This window comes from Streptomyces sparsogenes, from assembly GCF_001704635.1.
Lineage (GTDB): Bacteria > Actinomycetota > Actinomycetes > Streptomycetales > Streptomycetaceae > Streptomyces > Streptomyces sparsogenes.
In genome coordinates, this window is record NZ_MAXF01000148.1 from 1 (window position 1) to 17,730 (window position 17,730).

Here is a 17,730-nt window from a genome sequence, read left to right on the forward strand (position 1 = left end):
GTAGGTCTACCCTGTACCGGCCTACGCCGGCCGGACGCGGCCCGGGGCGCGGCCCGGGGGCGCGTCCCCCGGAGGCGCCGGCGGCTCGCCGCCGGGCGGCAGCAGGCAGTCGGTGGACTCGGCGAGCCGGGCCACCGCCGCCCGCACCGCGCCCATCAGCGCCGCCACCGCCGGCATCCTCGCCGTCTCCGGCCGCAGCAGCGCGTACACCTGGCGCCGGGGCCAGCGGTTCAGCCGGCGCGCCCGCACCCGCGGATCACGCCGGGGGAGCAGGCCCAGCCCGTCCAGGAGGGCGACGCCGACCCCGTCGCCGACCAGCCCGATGGTCGTCGCCTGGTCGTCGGTGGTCGTCACCACCCGCGGCTCGAACCCCGCCTCCGCGCACCGCCGCAGCAACCGGCCCCGCTCCCGGCCCAGGATCCACCGCTCACCGGACAGATCGGCGAGGGCGAGGCTGCGCCGCCGCGCGAGGGTGTGCCCGGGCGGCAGCAGCACATAGCGGCGGTCGGCGAGCAGGGGCACCCGGCACAGCGCCGGGTCCGCCGCCCCCACCGGGGACCCCGGCTCCCGGGCGCCGAGGTCGCCGAGGCCGCCGTCGCCGACGATCGCGACATCGGTCTCGCCCGACCGCAGCAGGCGGTACGAGTCCGGGGACGCGGCCTGGCCCAGCTCCACCTCCACCTCGGTGCTCGCCGCGCGCAGCAGGGCGAGCGCGGCGGGCAGCACCGCGACGCACGCGCTCTGGACGGCCGACACCCGCACCCGCCCCCGGGTGTGCGCGGCGAGCGCCTCGAACTCGCTCTCCACGGCCCGCAGCCCGGCCAGCACCTCCTGGGCGCGCTCGGCGAGCCGGTGGCCCGCGGGCGTCAGCCGCACCCCGCGGCCCGACTTGGCCACCAGCGGCACTCCGGCGGCGCGCTCCAGGGCGCGCATGTGATAGCTGACGGCGGGTTGGGTGTAGCCGAGCCGGTCGGCGGCGGCGCGGTAGGAGCCGGCGCGGGAGACCTCTGCGAGCACGGTGAGCTGGCGAAGATCCATCACCCGAAGGACGATAAAAACTCCTGATGAATCGCCGTAAGACTTTAATTGGACGTGTGATCAGGTGACGGTCAAAATCATCGTGACGGTTCACCCGGCCCCCGGCCGGCCGTCCTGCCCGACCGGACCCCCTCCCCCCGGCCCCGGACCACCCACGCGATCACGGCCCGTCCGGGCCGGTTTCCCCAAGCGGCCGAAGCGGCACGTCCCGCTCCGCCGGAAGTTCACCCGCGGGACCCCGCGGGTCACTCGATTGCCCGCCCGAGCCCCGCGCCCGAATCCCCCGCCGGAATGGATGGATGGTGCCCGATGCACGATGGCTGGAACCGGATGCGCCCCGTGGTCGCCGAGGATCGGCCGTTCCACCAGATGGCGCTGAACGAGACCGTTCACCCGCCGCTCCCCGAAGTGCTGGAGGCGGTGGCCCGGGCCGGGCGGGAGGCCCACCGCACCCATGACGCCCTCGGCACCGCCCTGACCCGCGCCCTCGCCGAACACCTCGGGGTGGAGCCGGAGCACATCCTCATCGGGCCCGGCTCCGGCGCGCTGCTCCAGCAGCTCTTCACCACCCGCACCGGCCCGGACACCCACACCGTCCACGCGTGGTCCTCCTGGGAGGCCTACCCGATGATGGCGGCCAACGCCGGATCCACCACCGTCCGGGTGCCGCTCACCGACTGCCACCACGACCTGCGGGCCATGGCGGCGGCCGTCACCGACCGGACCCGCATGGTCCTGCTGTGCAACCCCAACAACCCCACCGGCACCGCGCTGCGCCACGAGCCGGTCCGGGCGTTCCTCGACGAACTGCCCGGCCATGTCACGGTCGTCGTCGACGAGGCGTACCGCGACTTCGCCGACCCCGGCGCCCTCGCCGACGGCATCGACCTGTTCCGCGGCGACGAACGTGTCTGTGTGGTGCGCACCTTCTCCAAGTCCTACGGGCTGCTCAGCCTGCGCGTGGGATATCTGGTGGGGCACGAGCCCGTGCTGGCCCCGCTCCGCGCCCAACTGCCGTTCTTCCGGGTGAGCCATGTCGCCCAGCAGGCCGCCATCGCCGCCCTCGGCGCCCACGAGAAGGTGCTCCAGGGGTGCGCGTACACCGCCCGCGAGCGCGACCGGCTGCGCCGCGCGCTGCTCGACCAGGGCTGGGAGGTGCCGGTGAGCCAGGGCAACTTCCTGTGGCTGCCGATGGAGTCCGGGGTCGAGCGCTTCACCCAGTCCTGCGCGGACCACGCGGTGGTCGTCTGCGGTAAGCCGGGAGAGGGGGTGCGGGTGACCGTGGCCGAGCCCGAGGCCAACGAGGCGTTCCGGCAGCTCGCCGCGAAATACCGGGAGTCGAGGTAACCCACCGGCGCCCCGGCCCTCCGCACCTGACTCGTCCGTACACCTGGCTCTTCGGCACCCAAGGCCCAACGGCACACGCGGGAAAGGCGGCCCCATGACCCTGCCCGATTCGGCAATGACCGACCTGGTGACCCCCCTGACCGAGGCCGGCTCGACGATCGAGCTCCTGCTGCGTGAACTCGACCGGAGCTGGCCCCCCGGAGTCGAACGCCTCCAGGAGATCTCCCGCTACGCGCTCATCCCCGCCGGGAAGCTGCTGCGCCCGCTGCTGCTCGTCGAATCCGCCCAGGCGGTGGGCGGCGGCGGGCCCGAACTCGTGCGGGCCGCGCTGAGCGTGGAGTACCTGCACGTCGGATCGCTCATCCACGACGACGTCATCGACGGCGACGACGTGCGGCGGGGCAGGCCCTCGGTGGCCGCCCGCTACGGCGTCACCGACGCCATCGTCGCCGGGGACGCCCTCATGCTGGGGATGTTCGCCGCGCTCACCGACGCCGTCGAAGGACTGCCGCCGCACCGCGCGCTCGCCGCGGTCCGCGTCTTCGCCCGGGCGGGCGTGGACCTGTGCCGCGGGCAGGCCCTGGAAGGCGAGCTCCGCGGCGACCCGGGCTGCGGGCTCGACCGGTATCTGACCATGACCGCGCTGAAGACCGGGGCCCTGTTCCGGGCGGCCTGCCTGGGCGGGGCGATCCTGGGCGGCGGTTCCCCGGCCCAGCAGCGGGCGATCACCGGCTACGCCGAACACCTCGGTCTCGCCTTCCAGATGCACGACGACCTGCTGCCGTACACCAGCGACCCCCGGAGCACCGGCAAGTCCGCCCTCAGCGACCTCGCCGCCGGCCGGCCCACCTTCCCCCTGCTGCTCGGGTACGCCATGGCCCCGGCCGCCGGCCGCCGGGAGCTGGAGGCGGCGCTCGACGGCACCCTGCCCCCGACCGAGGCCCTGCCGCTGGTGCACGGGCTGCTGGAGACCACCGGCGCGCTCGACGCCGCGCGCGAACAGGCCGCCGCCCACGCGGCCCGCGCCAAGGAGTGCCTCGCCGAGCTGCCCGCCGCGCGCGGCGCCGCGGTGCTCGCCGCGGTCGCCGACCTGTCGGTCGACCGGAACCGGTGACCGGCGGTGGCCGCGCCGCGCTCGACACGCCGCACCCACCCCCGCACCCACCCCCGCACCCCCCTTCCGACCCGCCTTCTGGCCCATCTGCAGACCTGGCGGCCCTACACCCTGTGGTACCCCGGTCTCGTCGGGCTCGCCGGGGCCGCGCTCGCCGGCGGCGACCCGCCCGCCCGGTGGCTCGCCGTGGCCTGGGCCGCGCCCACCCTGGGCTGGGTCGCCGGCCACTACCTCGGCGACTGGTTCGACCGCCAGCTCGACGCCATCAGCAAGCCCCAGCGCCCCATCCCCTCCGGAAGGCTGAGCCCCCGGGCGGCCGTGGCGGCCGGCCTCGTCTGCGCCGCCGCCATGACCGGGCTGGCCCTGTGGGCGAACTGGCGCTCGGTCGCCGTGGCCGTCGCCGCGGCGGCGGGCATCGTGGCCTACAGCCGGGTGCTGAAGGGGCGCGGGCTGTCGGGCAACGTCATGCGCGGCGCGCTGACGGCGCTGGCCCTGCTGTTCGGGGCGATGGCCGTCCAGGCATGGCCCCCGTGGCACGCGCTGCCGTTCGCCCTCGCCTTCTGGGCCCATGACACGGCGTCCAACCTGGTCGGCACGGTCAGGGACGTCGACGGCGACCGCGACGGCGGCTACGCGACCCTGTCGGTGCGCCGGGGCGTCAGGCGCGCGGCGCACACCGCGGCCGCCCTCTACCTGGCCGCCCTCGCGACGGCCGCCGTGGCCCTCGCGGTCACCCCCTCGTCCGCCTCGCCCCCCGACGGGCCCGCGGGCGCCGCCGTGCTGCTGACGGCCGCCGCCGGGTGCGGCGGGTGCGCCTTCGCCCCGCTGCTGCGGTCACCGGGCCGGATCACCGCGCCACGGGCGCTGCGGGCGCACCAGGTCCTCGTCGCCGAACGGCTGGTCCTGGCCGCCGCGGTGCTCGCCACGGGCGCCGGCGCGGCACCGGCCCTGGCGGTGCTGGTGCCCTGCCTCGCGGTCAGCGTGGTGACCCAGGCCCGGATGCGGGCGGCCTACGAGTTCCCCCCACCACCGCACCGCCCCGCGCCCGTTCCGGACCCCGGCCCATGACCCCCGGGTCCTCCCTCCCCGCGCGGCCGGGCCCCGCGCGGCCGGGCCGGTCGCCCGCCGGTGCGCCGGCCGCCCCGCCCGTCGTCCGGTCGTCTGCCGTCGGGCCGGTCGTGCCCGTCGTCCGGTCGTCTGCCGCCGGCCGGTCACCCTGCCCGTCGTCCGTCCGCCCGCCCGGGTCGTCCGCCCGCCCGACGGGGCGGCTCACCGCGAGAAGTCACCACGACCAGAAGGGTGCCCATGCCCGCTTCCGCCCTGACCGACCGGCTCGACGCGGCGGTCGCCACCGGTGCCGAGGCGCTGTTCGCCCGCCAACGCGCCGACGGCGCCTTCGTCTTCGGCGCGCGCCGCACCTCCCCGCTGAACACCGCGGGCGCGGTCATCGCCCTGCACTTCGCCGATCCGCGGGGCTCGGCCGAGGCCATCGAGCGCGGCGTCGCCTGGCTGTGCCGGAACCAGCGGGACGACGGCGGCTGGGCGATGCCCGGCGTGCCCACCGAGCCGCTGGCCACCGCCGTCGCCGCCGCCGCGCTCCAGCTGACCGCCACCGGCCCCACCGGCCCCGGCCCCACCGGCCCCGACCCCACCGGCCCCGACCACACCGGCGCCCACCCGACGGGCACCGCCCCCGGCCGAACCGCCCCCGACCGCGCCGCCGCCGTACCGGCCGCCCTGGAGCGGCTCGCCGCGCTCGGCGGGGCCGAGGGGCTCCCCGAGCCGGCGATGGCCGCCCTGTGCCGTCAGCTGCACGCGCTGGCCGGGCTGCCGTACCAGGGCGCGCCGCGCCGGCTTCCCCTGGAGCTCCTGCTGCTGCCCGGCCTCAGCCGTCGGCTGCTCAGCCTGCGGCTGCCGATCTTCGCCGCCCAGGCGCTCGCCCAGGCGGAGCACCGCCGCCGCGGCCCGGTCGGCCGCGCCCTGGACCGGCTGGCCCGGCCCCGGGCGCTGGCCGTGGTGCGCGGGGCGTACGAACGCGAGGGCGCGACCGGGGGGTTCAGCACCGACCCGTGGCTCACCGCCCTGATCTGCCTGGGCCTGGCCCGCTCCGGCCGGGCGCCCGACCTGACCGCGGCGGCGGCGCGCTGGCTGCGCCGGGCTGCCGGTCCGGACGGCTCCTGGGATCTGATGCCCCTCGACGTCACCTGGACCAACTTCGCCACCGCCGCCCTGCTGGAGGCCGGTCACGCGGCCGACCCCCGGCTGGCGGCCACGCGCGCGATGCTCCGCGCCCACCAGCAGAAGGAGCCCTTCGACGCGTTCGGCTGCCCGCCCGGGTTCTGGGGCTTCTCCAGCCCCCGGAGCTGGCCCATGGCCCTGGAGACGGCCGAGGCCGGCTCCCTCCTGTTCCGGCTGCCCGGCGGGGCCGACGACGGCCACGCCCGGGACGGCATCGCCTGGCTGACCGCCACCCAGGACTCCGCCGGCACCTGGAGCCTGTGCGTGCGCGACAGCAAGCCGGGCGGGTTCGGGCCGTGCCCCCAGATGACCGCCAAGGCGGTGGGCGCGCTCCTCGACTCCGGCGCGCCGCCCGGCGACGCCCGGGTGGCCAGGGCGCTGCGCCGGCTGGCCGCCGTGCAGCGCCCCGACGGGTCGTACGAGGCGCTGTGGTACCGCGGCGGCACCGCCGGCACCGCGGCCGTCCTGGAGGCGCTCACCCGGGCGGGCACCACCGACGCCCACCGCCGCGCCGCGCGGCGGGCCACCGACTGGCTGCTGCGCACCCGGCGGGACGACGGCTCCTGGGGCGCGGGCGACGGCGGCCCCGGCACCGTCGAGGACACCGCCTGGGCGCTGCGCGGGCTGCTCGCCGCCGGGCTGCCCCCGGACCACCCGGCCCCGGCGGCGGCCGCGCACCGGCTGCTGGAGGCCCAGCGGGCGGACGGCGGCTGGCCGCCGTCCCCGGTGCACGAGTACATCCGCGGCTGCGCCCGCTACGCCGACGAGGGCATCGCCACCGGGCTGGCGCTGCGGGCGCTCGCCCACTACCGGACCGCCGCCCGCCCGCAGGAGGGGTCATGACCTGGGACGTGGTGGTGTGCGGGGCCGGTGTGGGCGGGCTCGCGGCGGCCCGCGCGCTGGGTGGTCTCGGACTGCGCGTGCTGGTGGTGGACAAACAGCCGCGGGTCCGCCCGGTCGCCAAGGGAGAGGTGCTCCAGCCGGGGGCGCTGCGGCTGCTGCGCGCCTGGGGCGTGGAGCGCCGGCTCGACGAGCGGGGCGCCGTACGGCTCGGCCGGCTGGTCGTCCGCGACCCCGCCGGCGCACCCCTGATGGCGCTGGACTACGGCGCGCTGCCCGCCCCGGACCAATGGCTGCTGGCCCACGACCACACCGTCATCCTCGACACGCTGCGCGAGAGCCTGCCCCCGGGGGTCGAGCTGCGCCGGGGCGTGCTCGCCGAGGAGCCGCTGCGCGACGCCGCCGGCCGGGTCACCGGACTGCTCCTGAAGGAGGGCGACAGGCGCTACGAGGCGCCCGCGGCGCTCGTGGTGGGCGCCGACGGCATCTCCTCCCGGCTGCGCCGCTGGGCGCGCATCGAGGCCAGGCGGGTCGACTACCCGCACCGCCTGGTCTCCTTCGACATCGCCGGCGCGGCCGCCGGGCGGCCCCAGGACTTCTCGGCGTATGTGACCGACCGCGGGCTGCGGTTGCTCTACCCGCTGCCCGGCGGACGGCTGCGGCTGTACGTCCAGGCGGAGCCGGACGAGCTGCGCGGCGCCGGGCCGGGGGAGCTCGCCGGCTGGGCGACCCGCGCGCTCGCCTCGGTGCCGGCGCTCCGGCCGCTGACCCCGGACCTGCTCGCGCACCTCGGCAGCCGCCAGACGCTGCCCGTGGCGCGGCTGCTGTCGTCCCGGCTGACCGCGCCGGGGCTCGCGCTGCTCGGCGAGGCCGCCTACGCCGTCCACCCCATGGCCGCCCAGGGCATGAACACCGCCATCACCAGCGCCGGCTGCCTGGCCGAGCAGCTCGCCGCGCACCTCGGGCGGGCCGGGGGACTGTCGGCCGCGGCGGTGGACGGCGCGCTGCGCGACGTCGAGGAACGGCTCGCCCCGACCCTCGCCCAGGCCGCGCGGACCAGCGGCAACGCCGCCCGGATGGTCACCGACCTGTCCTGGCGCGGCCGGGTCCTGGGGCGCCGCGCGGTGCGCCACACCGGCGCCAACCCCCGGCTGCTGCACACCGTCACCCACAACATGTCCGGGCTCGGCCCGCGCCCGCTGACCCTGCTGGACCGGCTTCAGCAGCTCGGTCTGGTGCCCGACCCCCGCGCCCACCGCGTGCCCACCGGCTGACCCAACCCCTGCCCCCGCACGTCCTAGGAGGACGGTGTGACCATGAGCACCCGCCAGCTGACCGTGACCCCGGTGTCCGGGGCGCTCGGCGCGGAGATCCGCGGCGTCGACCTGACGGACCTGACCGACGACCTGTTCGAGCGCGTCCATGAACTGCTGCTGGAATACCTGGTGGTGTTCTTTCCCGACCAGGCGCATCTGACCCCCGAGGCGCACATCGCGCTCGGGCGGCGCCTGGGCGAGGTGGAGGTGCACCCCTTCCTGCCGAAGGTGGAGGGCCACCCCGAGATCGTGGTCCTCGACGCCGACCAGGGCGCCAAGGCCGACGAATGGCACATCGACGTCACCTTCCGGCCCAACCCGCCCGTCGCCTCGATCCTCCACCTGATCACCTGCCCGGAGGCCGGGGGAGACACCATGTGGAGCAACCAGTACCTGGCCTACGAGACGCTGTCCGAGCCGCTGCGGGACCTCCTCGACGGGCTCACCGCCGTCCACGTCCTGAACACCCCGCAGACCGGCGAGCACCGCGCGGAACACCCGGTGGTGCGGGTGCACCCGGAGACCGGGCGCCGCTCCCTGTACGTCACCCGCATGTGGACCTCGCACATCCCGCAGCTCAGCCGCCCGGAGAGCGACGCGATCCTGCAGCACCTCTTCGACCACTCCGAGTCGCCGCGGTTCAACTGCCGCTACCGCTGGCGGCCGGGGGCGGTCGCGCTGTGGGACAACCGCGCCACGCAGCACCTGGCCGTCAACGACTACACGGGACCCCGCCGGGGGCAGCGGGTGACCGTGCTGGGGGACGAGCCCACCGGCGACGCCCCGCGCTGGAAGGAGTACCGGCCGCGCGGCGACGAGCGCTACTGGCCGCGCCACGTCACCGCACGCCACGGCTATGAGTGACCCGGACTACAGATACGAGTGGAAGACGCCGTCGGGGTCGTAGCGCGCCCGCACCTGGCGCAGCCGCCGCCAGGCGGCCGGGGCGTACGAGCGCTCGGCGCGGGCGGGGGCGGCGGTGAGGTCGGTCTCGGCGATGTAGTGCCCGGTGCCCAGCGGCTCCACCCGGCCCATCGCCTCCCGCAGCCACCGCACGTTGGCCCCGTCACGCGCCGGGTCGTCCCAGATCGCGTACGGCACGACATAGGACCTGCCGAGCACCGAGAACGCCATGTCCGCGAGCAGCCCCTCGTCCCGGGACGCGGGCCGCAGCGGCGCGAGGACGAGGGACTTCTCCGAGGGCGCGGCGGCGACGGCGTCGGCGAGCGGGGCCAGCAGCGTGCCCAGGTCCCGGTCGGACCACAGGGTGTCCGCCGCGAAGCGGTGGCTCGCGGGCCAGGCGTCGGAGGAGCCGCCGTACAGGCTGTCGGTGGAGGTCGGCTCGCTCTCGCGGCGGAACACCGCGCGCCGCGCGACGGCACAGTCCCGCAGCGGCTCCGTGAGGCGGACGGCCTCCCGCCGTGAGTCGGCGAACGCGGTGGCCTTGACGACGACCACCCGCGGCCTGGGCGGCGTGGACCACATGTCCGGCTCGGCCGTCCCGAGCGTCAGGCTCACCTCCACCTCGGCGGGCAGCTCCTCCGACACCTCGGCGATCCGCCGCGCCACCTCCTCGGTCTGATCGAGCGGAAAGGCGTACGTGGTCGTCGCGACGGCCGCGGGCAGCGGGTGCAGGGCGAGCTCGAATTCCGTGACGACGGCGAAGAAGCCGGGCCCCGCGCCGCGCGCCGCCCAGAACAGGTCCGGATGTTCCCGCGCGTCGCACACCACCACCTCGCCGTCCGCGGTGACGGCCCAGGCGCGCCGGACGCTTGCGCAGGCCGGGCCCAGGGCACCGGAGTTCCAGCCCAGGCCGCCGCCGAGGAGATACCCGCCCATGGCCACCGAACCGCAGTGCCCGGTCGGGTAGGCCAGGTGGTGGCGGGCCAGCCGGGTGGCCAGCTCCCCTCCCGGCACGCCCGGCTGCACCCGGGCCGTACGGGACGCCGGGTCGACCGAGCACCGGCGCAGCCCCGACAGGTCGATGAGCATCCCGCCCTCGCGCAGCGGCGCGCCGCACCAGCTGTGCCCGCCCGCCCGGACGGCGATCCGCAGGCCCTGGGAGCGGGCCAGCCGCACCGCTTCGGGGACGTCCCGCTCGGAGGCGGCCACCACGATCACATCCGGCGACCTGGCCGGTTTGAGCTCGTTCCACACCATGCCCGCCCGGAGCTTCTCAAAGCCCGGATCGCCCCGCCGGACGACGGTCCCCTCGATGCCCCGGGGCCGTGTGTGTCCGCCCATTCCGCCCTCCTCGCGTCCGGTGCCACGGCGGAGCGTCGCGCGGGGGCCGCCGCGGTGGAGACTGCCAAGACGCGGATACGGGTGCCCGGGACGAGCGCCGGAATGCCCCGCCTCAGCGTACCGGCGGGGCCTGGCCGCCGCTCACCAGCGGACGGCGGTGACTCACCAGCGGACGGCGGTGAAGTCGACCGGCCGCGGCTTCAGCGCCCGCACACGGTCCGTCAGTTCCGCCAGGCGGCGGGCCGCCTCCGGGGCGGGCAGCCGCTTGCGGTCCCCGTGGCCCGGCAGCAGCCACTCGAACCGCAGGCGCGGTGCCGAGCGGGCCAGGGAGGCGGCCAGCTCCTCGATGGAGTACCAGGTCACGCTCTCCGCGACCTCGATGTCCTCCGTGGTGCGGGACCAGTAGAGGCTGTCGCCGCTGAAGCAGTACCGCTCGTCCGCGAGATAGAGCACGCTGCCCTCGGTGTGCCCGGGGAGCGGGTGGGCGACCACGCCGTCGGCGACCTCCACCGGCTCGGTGCCGCGCAGCACGCGGTCCGCGTCCGGGGCGGCGTCCAGGTCGCCCTCGTGGATCCACAGCCGGGCGCCGAAGCGGTCGGCCCAGCGGCGGCCGTGCGCCGCGTGGTCGCGGTGGGTGAGCAGCACCTCGGTCACCGGGCCGAGCGCCTCGTACCGCTCGGCCAGCGCCTCGCTCCAGCGCGGGGTGTCGACCATGACGTTCCCCGACGGGCGGCTGAGCAGGTAGGAGTTGGCGGCGGCGGTGTGCGTCGAGTTGTGTCCGCACAGCCACACCGAGTCGTCCAGGGCCAGCGGAAACGGGTCGAGCGCCGGGTCGAGCCGCCCGGTCGCGGGGCGGATCGACCGGACGTGGCAGGCGTAGGCGGCGGCGGCCAGCAGCCTGGTCTCCGCCTCGTCGCGCGGTTGGCGCAGCACCCGCGACCGGCCGTCGGCCTCGCCGATCAGCCCGGGGGCGAGCTGCCGCGCCACATCGCAGTTCGTACAGCGGTCGTCCACATACCAGCCGCCCTGTCCGCCGGCCGGCCGTGCCGTGTCGCCCATGGTGTCGGGGTCCTCCCGTGTCCGTCGGTCACGGCCGGTGCCCGGCCGCTCACCCTCATGGATATCCCGGCCGCGGCGAAGAAAAGAAGGGGGTGCGGACCTTGTTGTTTTCCGGGGAGGCGTCTCTGAGCGACCGCGGCACAGACGAGTTTTTGTGGCGCTTTCTTCGCTTTTGTCCTCAATGGCTGTCGAGGGCCAGCCGGGCGGCGAGCCCGCCGAAGACCACGGCCGAGGCCCGCTCCAGCCGGCGGCGGAACGAGGGCCGGCTGAGGAGCTTGTCGGCCAGACTCCCGGCGGCCAGGCCGACCGTGGCGTCCACCGGCAGGCCGACCAGGATGAACAGTCCGCCGAGGGCCAGCAGCTGCACCCACACCGGCCACGCCGATGCGCCCGTGGTGAGGAACTGGGGCAGAAACGCCAGGTAGAAGAGGATGACCTTCGGATTGGCCACATTGGTCAGCGTCGCCATCAGATAGAGCTTGCGCAGCGGCCGCCGGGGCACGGTGGCGCGGGCCGGGCCCTCCTGCTCGCCCGGCGTCCGGCGGCCCGCCCGCCAGGAGGTGACGGCCAGATAGAGCAGGAACACCGCGCCGGCCAGCCGCACCACCTCCAGCGCCTCGGGCGCCGCCCGGAACAGCGCGCTCAGGCCGAGGGCCGCGGCGAGCGTGTGCACGGCCAGGCCGGTGGACATGCCGAGGGCGGCGACCAGCCCGGCGCGGCGGCCTCCGGCCGTGGCGTTGGCCACGATGAAGAGCATGTCCGGGCCGGGTGCGACGCTGAGCAGGAACGCGGCCGCCACGAAGGCGGCGATCAGGGAGAGATCCATGCCGCGAGTATCACCGCGCCCACGAGCCGCGCCAAGGAATTTTCCCGGGCTACGGGGCGAGGCGCACGGGGCGAGGTGTCCGGGGCACCTCGCCCCGGGGCACGGTGTGCGGGGCGCGTACCAGACCGTGTCGTTGTCATGAAGGGGTCGTATCCGGGAGTCCGTACCCGTCCACCAGGGCGCGGGCCGCCCGTGTGGCGCGGACGGCGACCTCCGCCGCCACCGCCCCCGGCTCGCCGAACACCCCGTCGAGCAGCAGGGCGACATAGCCGCGCGCCACCGCCGAGAGCGCCTCCAGCAGCCCGACGGCGGCCTTGGCCCCCTGCTCCGGCGGCACCACCTCGAACGCGCTCGGCAGCAGGAGATCGATGAACTCCCGGGTGCTGTCGCGCAGTTCCAGGTGGTGGGTGCGCAGCCCGGGGGCGAAGAGCAGGTCGAAGCCGCCCCGGTGCACGGCGGCGGCGCGCACATAGCTGCCGGCGACCGCGGCGAGGCGCTCATGCGGCGAGGAGGCCGTGGTCATGGCCTCCAGGTGGATGGCCCGCAGCCGGCGCGAGACCTCCAGGGCGGCCGCCGCCAGCAGCGCGTCGCGGTCGGCGAAGTGGCGGTACGGCGCCCCGGGGCTCACCCGGGTGCGGCGCGCGGCCTCCGCCACCGAGAAGCCGCGCACCCCCACCTCGTCCACGATCTCCAGCGTCGCCCGGACCAGCGCGGCGGCCAGGTCGCCGTGGTGGTAGGCGCCGCGCTCCCTGCCCCCGCTGCATGCCATCCGGCTGACCTTACCCGATGCCCGGCCCGCGGCCCCCGGCCTTCTCCCGCATGGTCCGCAGCGCCGCGCGCGAGCGCTCGATACGGATCGGCAGATCACGCACCCGCACCCCCGTCGCGTGGTGGAAGGCGTTGGCGATCGCCGCCGCCGTGCCCACGATGCCCAGCTCGCCGATGCCCTTGCCGCCGACCGGGTTGAGCCGGTTGTCGCGCTCGTCCAGCCAGTGCGCCTCCATCCGCGGGACGTCGGCGTTGGCCGCGATGTGGTAGCCCGCGAAGTCGTGGTTGGCGAAGTCGCCGAACCCCGGGTCCACCTCGCCGACCTCCAGCAGCGCCATCGACAGCCCCATCGTCATCGCCCCCAGGAACTGCGAGCGGGCCGTCCTGGGGTTGAGGATCCGCCCGGCCGCGAACACCCCCAGCATCCGGTCGACCCGGATCTCGCCGGTGTCCCCGTCCACCCGCACCTGGGCGAACTGCGCGCCGAAGGTGTGGCGCGAGAGCTCCGCCCGCTCCCGGAGGTCCTCGGTGGTGTCGGCCACCACCTCCAGGCCCCCGTCCGGGACCACGCCCGCGTGCCCGCTCACCTCCTCCAGCAGCGCCCGGCACGCCTTGTGGACGGCCCAGCCCCAGGAGGACGTGCCCATCGAGCCGCCCGCGAACGCCGCCATGCCGAGCGAGGCCCGGCCGATCTCCAGCCGCACCCGCTCCCGGGGCACGGCGAGCGCGTCCGCCGCCACCTGCGTGAGCGCGGTGCGCGCCCCCGTGCCGAGGTCCACCGCGCCCACCCGCACCACGAACGTCCCGTCCGGCTCGGCGCGCGCCACGGCCGTCGAGGGCATGGTGTAGTCGGGGTGGTGGGAGGCCGCGACGCCGGTGCCCACCAGCCACCGCCCCTCCCGGCGGACCCCCGGCGCCGGATCGCGCCGCTCCCAGCCGAAGCGGCGGGCGCCCTCGCGCAGACACGCCACCAGGCCGCGGCTGCTGAACGGCTTGCCCGTGCCCGGGTCCAGCTCCGGTTCGTTGCGGACCCGCAACTCCACGGGGTCGATGCCCAGCTCGCAGGCCAGCTCGTCCACGGCCGACTCCAGCGCGAACATGCCCGGGGTGTGGCCGGGGGCGCGGAACCAGGCGGGCGTCATCACATCAAGCGGCGCCAGCTTCACCGTGGTGCGGACGGCGGGCGCCGCGTACATCATCCGGGTCGAGGACACCGTCTGGTCGGCGAACTCCACGATCCTCGAGCGCGGTTGCACCGACTCGTGGTCGATCGCGGTCAGCCGGCCGTCCCGTCCGGCCCCCAGCCGGATCCGCTGGATGGTCGGCGCCCGGTGGGGGACCAGCGCGAACATCTGCTGCCGGGTCAGCGCGATCTTCACCGGCCGCGCCACCACCCGGGCGGCCAGCGCCGCCAGGACGGCCGGCGAGCGCGGAATGCCCTTCGACCCGAAGCCGCCCCCGATGTGTTCGGCGACCACCTCCACCGCCCCCGGGTCGAGCCCGAACAGCGCGGCCATCAGCTGCGCGGCCATGTGGGGGCCCTGGTTGGAGTCGTGCAGGGTCAGCCGGTCCTCCTCCCAGGAGGCGATGGTGGCGTGCGGCTCCATCGGGCTGACGTGCTCGACCGGGGTGGTGTACGTGGCGTCGGTGCGCACCGCGGCGGCGGCCAGCGCCGCTTCCACATCGCCGCGCTCCACGAACCCGGGGCTGCCGTCGGTCACCTTCTCGGGGACGTACGCCGCCTCGTGGTCCGCGCGCAGCACCACGTCGTGGGGCTCGGGCGCGTAGCTCACCCGCACCGACGCCGCGGCCTCGCGCGCGGATTCCAGGGAGGTGGCCACCACCGCCGCCACGATCTGGCCGTGGTAGGCCACCTCGCGGGACTGGAGTACGAACAGGTCGGCGCTCACCCCCTCGGCCTCCGTGTTCAGCCGCGGGGCGGTGCCGGGCTCGAGCACCGTCAGCACGCCCGGCAGGGCGAGCGCCGCGGTGGCGTCCACCTCCGTCACCCGGCCGCGGGCGATGGTCGACTGCACCGGCCAGACGTAGGTGATGTCCGGGGTCGGGAACTCGTAGGCGTAACGCGCCGCGCCGGTGACCTTCTGGGGGCCGTCGACCCGGGTCAGCGGGGCGCCGATGGACTGCTCGACGGTGGTCATGCGCGGTCCTTCCTCGCGACGAGGTCGCGGATGGCGGCGACGATCAGATCAATGGCCAGGTCGACCTTGAACGCGTTGTCCGGCAGCGGACGGGCCGCCGCCAGCTCGGCCCGCGCCGCCTCCCGCAGCGTCTCCTCGTCCGGACGCCGCCCGCGCAGCAGGGACTCGGCCGTCCTGGCCCGCCACGGGCGCGGCGCCACGCCGCCCAGCGCTATCCGGACGTCCGTCAGCCGGCCGTCCCCGTCCACGCTCACCACCGCGCCGACACTGACCAGCGCGAAGGCGTAGCTGCGGCGGTCGCGCACCTTGCGGTAGGCCATCGCCGCGCCGGGCGGCGGCGCCGGCAGCTCCACCTCGGTGATCAGATCGCCGTGGGCCAGCACGGTCTCCCGCTGCGGCGCGTCGCCGGGCAGGACGTACAGCTCCTCCACCGGGACGGCGCGTGTGGTGCCGTCCGCCGACCGCACCTGGGCCACCGCGTCCAGCGCGACCAGCGCCACCGCCATGTCGGACGGGTGGTTCGCCACACACCGGTCGGAGGTGCCGAGGATCGCCAGCTCGCGGTGGGCGCCCTCGATCGCGGGACAGCCCGAGCCGGGCTCACGCTTGTTGCACGGCTTGGTCACGTCCTGGAAGTAGCCGCAGCGGGTGCGCTGCAGCAGATTGCCCGCCACGGTGGCCACCGTGCGCAGTTGCCCCGACGCGCCCGCCACCAGCGCCTGCGCAAGCGCCGGGAAGCGCTGCCGGACGCCCGTGTCCCCGGCCAGCTCGCCGTTGCGCACGGCGGCGCCGATCAGCGCCGAGCCGTCGGCGCGGTGCTCGATACGGCCCTGGCCGAGCCGCGAGACGTCCACCACCAGGCCGGGCCCCGCCACGCCGAGCTTCATCAGGTCCACCAGATTGGTGCCGCCGCCCAGGTACACCGCGTCGGGCCGGTCCGCCACCAGCGCGGCCGCCTCCGCGGCGTCGGTGGCCCGTACGTACGCGAACTCCCTCATCGCGCGCCCCCGTCCGCGGCCGCCGCCTCCAGGACCGCCTCGACGATGCCGCCGTAGGCGCCGCACCGGCACAGATTGCCGCTCATCCGCTCGCGGACCTCCTCGCGGTCCAGCGCGCCGACGCCCGCGGCGGTGTCCTCGGTCACCTGGCTGGGCCAGCCGCGCCGGGCCTCGCCGAGCGCCCCGATGGCGGAACAGATCTGGCCCGGTGTGCAGTAGCCGCACTGCAGTCCGTCGTGGTCGAGGAATGCCTGCTGCACCGGGTGCAGCGCACCGCCCCCGGCCAGGCCGGCCACCCCCTCGATCGAGACGATCTCCCGCCCCTCGGCCGCCACCGCGAACATCAGACAGCTGTTCACCCGCTCCCCGTCCATCAGGACCGTGCAGGCCCCGCACTGGCCGTGGTCACACCCCTTCTTGGTGCCGGTCAGCCCCAGCCGCTCGCGCAACACATCGAGCAGGGTGGTCCGGTTGTCCACGGTCAGCGCGTGGTCGGTGCCGTTGATGCGCAAAGTGATGTCGCTACTCGGAGACGAATGTGAGAGGCTCATACATCCAATGTATCAATCTCTTACATCAGTTGAGGGAATTTCAGAGATGCCTCAAGGAGAGATGCCTCAGGGAGAGTTGCCCCGGGTGGTCGAGGAGGCGTACCGATGGTGGCGGGAGGGCGAGCCCTTCGCCCGCGCCACGGTCGTGGACACCTGGCACTCCTCACCCCTCCCGCCGGGCGCCGGCATGCTGGTCGGGCCGGACGGCTCCGCCGTCGGCAGCGTCTCCGGCGGCTGCGTCGAGGGCGCCGTCTACGAGCTGGCCCAGGAGGTCGTCGCCGCCGGGACGCCGGTGCTCCAGCGCTACGGGGTCAGCGACGACGACGCCTTCGCGGTCGGACTGACCTGCGGCGGGACCATCCACGTCTACGTGGAGCGGATCGACCCCGCCACCTTCCCCGAGTTCGGCGAGGTGGCCGCGGCCGTCCGGGCCGGGGCGCCCGTGGCCGAGGTGACCTGCGTGGCCGTCGAGGGCCCCGACCCCGAGGGCAGGCTGGGCCGCCGCCTGGTGGTCCGGCCCGAGGGCACCACCGGGTCCCTCGGCTCCGAGCGGCTGGACGAGGCCGCCGCCGAGGCCGCCCGCGGCATGCTGGCCGGCGGGCGCACCGGCACCCTGCGCCACGGCTACGACGGCCGGCCCCTCGGCTCGGAGCTCACCCTGTTCGTGTCCGCCCACGCCGCGCCGCCCCGGCTGCTGGTCTTCGGCGCCGTCGACTTCGCCGCCGCGCTGGCCCGCCTCGGCGGCTTCCTCGGCTACCGGGTCACCGTCTGCGACGCCCGCCCCGTCTTCGCCACCCGGCGCCGCTTCCCCGAAGCCCACGAGGTCGTGACCGACTGGCCGCACCGCTATCTGCGGGCCGAGGCGGAGGCGGGCCGGCTGGACGAGCGGACCGCGGTGTGCGTCCTCACCCACGACCCCAAGTTCGACGTGCCGCTGCTCGAGGTCGCGCTGCGCCTCCCGCTCGGCTACGTCGGCGCCATGGGCTCGCGCCGCACCCACGACGACCGGCTGCGCCGCCTGCGCGAACGGGGCCTGGGCGAGGACCTGCTCGCCCGCCTCTCCTCGCCCATCGGCCTCGACCTCGGCGCCCGCACCCCCGAGGAGACCGCGGTCAGCATCGCCGCCGAGATCGTCGCCGACCGCTGGGGCGGCAGCGGCACCCGGCTGACCTCCCGCACCGGGAGGATCCACAGCGGCTGACCCCGACGGGGCGCACACCCGGCGGCGGCCG

The 17,730-nt window shown here is 75.9% G+C and carries 15 protein-coding genes; 7 read left to right on the forward strand and 8 right to left on the reverse strand.

Annotation, left to right across the window (positions count from 1 at the left end; all coding sequences use genetic code 11):
• Positions 1-21: 21 nt before the first annotated feature.
• A complete protein-coding gene (locus BBH68_RS30265; protein ID WP_065966923.1) occupies positions 22-1,038 on the reverse strand; it encodes a LysR family transcriptional regulator in 1,017 nt (338 codons plus the stop codon).
• 309 nt (positions 1,039-1,347) lie between these two features.
• Between BBH68_RS30265 and BBH68_RS30270 the strand changes: the two genes are divergently transcribed.
• The 6 genes from BBH68_RS30270 to BBH68_RS30295 all read left to right on the forward strand — a co-directional run bounded on the left by BBH68_RS30270 (position 1,348) and on the right by BBH68_RS30295 (position 8,757).
• Positions 1,348-2,385, forward strand: coding sequence for an aminotransferase class I/II-fold pyridoxal phosphate-dependent enzyme (locus BBH68_RS30270; RefSeq protein ID WP_065966924.1), 1,038 nt, complete (start codon positions 1,348-1,350; stop codon positions 2,383-2,385).
• 94 nt (positions 2,386-2,479) lie between these two features.
• Complete coding sequence (locus BBH68_RS30275; protein ID WP_104531437.1) at positions 2,480-3,499, forward strand: polyprenyl synthetase family protein; 1,020 nt, start codon at positions 2,480-2,482, stop codon at positions 3,497-3,499.
• Positions 3,500-3,505: 6 nt separating this feature from the next.
• Entirely contained in the window at positions 3,506-4,567 is a 1,062-nt protein-coding gene (locus BBH68_RS30280; protein ID WP_218029722.1) for a UbiA family prenyltransferase, read from the forward strand.
• A 237-nt stretch (positions 4,568-4,804) separates the two neighbouring features.
• Complete coding sequence (locus BBH68_RS44105; protein ID WP_065966926.1) at positions 4,805-6,580, forward strand: prenyltransferase/squalene oxidase repeat-containing protein; 1,776 nt, start codon at positions 4,805-4,807, stop codon at positions 6,578-6,580.
• The gene (locus BBH68_RS30290) at positions 6,577-7,851 is read left to right on the forward strand and encodes an FAD-dependent oxidoreductase (protein ID WP_065966927.1); all 1,275 of its coding nucleotides are present in this window, start codon (positions 6,577-6,579) and stop codon (positions 7,849-7,851) included. The genes BBH68_RS44105 and BBH68_RS30290 overlap by 4 nt, the downstream gene beginning before the upstream one ends.
• A gap of 42 nt (positions 7,852-7,893) precedes the next feature.
• Entirely contained in the window at positions 7,894-8,757 is an 864-nt protein-coding gene (locus BBH68_RS30295; protein ID WP_065966970.1) for a TauD/TfdA dioxygenase family protein, read from the forward strand.
• A gap of 6 nt (positions 8,758-8,763) precedes the next feature.
• Here BBH68_RS30295 and BBH68_RS30300 read toward each other — a convergent pair whose 3' ends face one another.
• The 7 genes from BBH68_RS30300 to BBH68_RS30330 all read right to left on the reverse strand — a co-directional run bounded on the left by BBH68_RS30300 (position 8,764) and on the right by BBH68_RS30330 (position 16,498).
• Positions 8,764-10,137 carry an FAD-binding oxidoreductase gene (locus tag BBH68_RS30300; RefSeq protein ID WP_065966928.1) on the reverse strand — a complete coding sequence of 458 codons (1,374 nt, stop codon included), beginning with the start codon at positions 10,135-10,137 and terminating at the stop codon, positions 8,764-8,766.
• A 162-nt stretch (positions 10,138-10,299) separates the two neighbouring features.
• Complete coding sequence (locus BBH68_RS30305; RefSeq protein WP_065966929.1) at positions 10,300-11,196, reverse strand: MBL fold metallo-hydrolase; 897 nt, start codon at positions 11,194-11,196, stop codon at positions 10,300-10,302.
• A 178-nt stretch (positions 11,197-11,374) separates the two neighbouring features.
• Positions 11,375-12,022 carry a LysE family translocator gene (locus BBH68_RS30310; RefSeq protein WP_065966930.1) on the reverse strand — a complete coding sequence of 216 codons (648 nt, stop codon included), beginning with the start codon at positions 12,020-12,022 and terminating at the stop codon, positions 11,375-11,377.
• A 136-nt stretch (positions 12,023-12,158) separates the two neighbouring features.
• Positions 12,159-12,791, reverse strand: a complete 633-nt coding sequence (locus tag BBH68_RS30315; protein WP_065966931.1) for a TetR/AcrR family transcriptional regulator — start codon at positions 12,789-12,791, stop codon at positions 12,159-12,161.
• A 10-nt stretch (positions 12,792-12,801) separates the two neighbouring features.
• Positions 12,802-14,949, reverse strand: a complete 2,148-nt coding sequence (locus BBH68_RS30320) for a xanthine dehydrogenase family protein molybdopterin-binding subunit (protein WP_065966932.1) — start codon at positions 14,947-14,949, stop codon at positions 12,802-12,804.
• Positions 14,946-15,947, reverse strand: a complete 1,002-nt coding sequence (locus BBH68_RS30325; RefSeq protein ID WP_065966933.1) for an FAD binding domain-containing protein — start codon at positions 15,945-15,947, stop codon at positions 14,946-14,948. The genes BBH68_RS30320 and BBH68_RS30325 overlap by 4 nt, the downstream gene beginning before the upstream one ends.
• Complete coding sequence (locus tag BBH68_RS30330; protein WP_065966934.1) at positions 15,944-16,498, reverse strand: (2Fe-2S)-binding protein; 555 nt, start codon at positions 16,496-16,498, stop codon at positions 15,944-15,946. Before BBH68_RS30330 ends, BBH68_RS30325 begins: the two co-directional genes overlap by 4 nt.
• A 61-nt stretch (positions 16,499-16,559) precedes the next feature.
• Here BBH68_RS30330 and BBH68_RS30335 point away from each other — a divergent pair, with 61 nt between their 5' ends.
• A complete protein-coding gene (locus BBH68_RS30335; RefSeq protein WP_065966935.1) occupies positions 16,560-17,699 on the forward strand; it encodes an XdhC family protein in 1,140 nt (379 codons plus the stop codon).
• Positions 17,700-17,730 lie beyond the last annotated feature (31 nt).

Coding starts and splice junctions, on each gene's coding strand:
- BBH68_RS30300 (WP_065966928.1), bottom strand. CDS start 10,137: ATGGGCGGACACACACGGCCCCGGGGCATCGAGGGGACCGTCGTCCGG.
- BBH68_RS30275 (WP_104531437.1), top strand. CDS start 2,480: ATGACCCTGCCCGATTCGGCAATGACCGACCTGGTGACCCCCCTGACC.
- BBH68_RS30325 (WP_065966933.1), bottom strand. CDS start 15,947: ATGAGGGAGTTCGCGTACGTACGGGCCACCGACGCCGCGGAGGCGGCC.
- BBH68_RS30265 (WP_065966923.1), bottom strand. CDS start 1,038: ATGGATCTTCGCCAGCTCACCGTGCTCGCAGAGGTCTCCCGCGCCGGC.
- BBH68_RS30290 (WP_065966927.1), top strand. CDS start 6,577: ATGACCTGGGACGTGGTGGTGTGCGGGGCCGGTGTGGGCGGGCTCGCG.
- BBH68_RS30305 (WP_065966929.1), bottom strand. CDS start 11,196: ATGGGCGACACGGCACGGCCGGCCGGCGGACAGGGCGGCTGGTATGTG.
- BBH68_RS30330 (WP_065966934.1), bottom strand. CDS start 16,498: ATGAGCCTCTCACATTCGTCTCCGAGTAGCGACATCACTTTGCGCATC.
- BBH68_RS30320 (WP_065966932.1), bottom strand. CDS start 14,949: ATGACCACCGTCGAGCAGTCCATCGGCGCCCCGCTGACCCGGGTCGAC.
- BBH68_RS30295 (WP_065966970.1), top strand. CDS start 7,894: ATGAGCACCCGCCAGCTGACCGTGACCCCGGTGTCCGGGGCGCTCGGC.
- BBH68_RS30270 (WP_065966924.1), top strand. CDS start 1,348: ATGCACGATGGCTGGAACCGGATGCGCCCCGTGGTCGCCGAGGATCGG.
- BBH68_RS30335 (WP_065966935.1), top strand. CDS start 16,560: ATGCCTCAGGGAGAGTTGCCCCGGGTGGTCGAGGAGGCGTACCGATGG.
- BBH68_RS30315 (WP_065966931.1), bottom strand. CDS start 12,791: ATGGCATGCAGCGGGGGCAGGGAGCGCGGCGCCTACCACCACGGCGAC.
- BBH68_RS44105 (WP_065966926.1), top strand. CDS start 4,805: ATGCCCGCTTCCGCCCTGACCGACCGGCTCGACGCGGCGGTCGCCACC.
- BBH68_RS30310 (WP_065966930.1), bottom strand. CDS start 12,022: ATGGATCTCTCCCTGATCGCCGCCTTCGTGGCGGCCGCGTTCCTGCTC.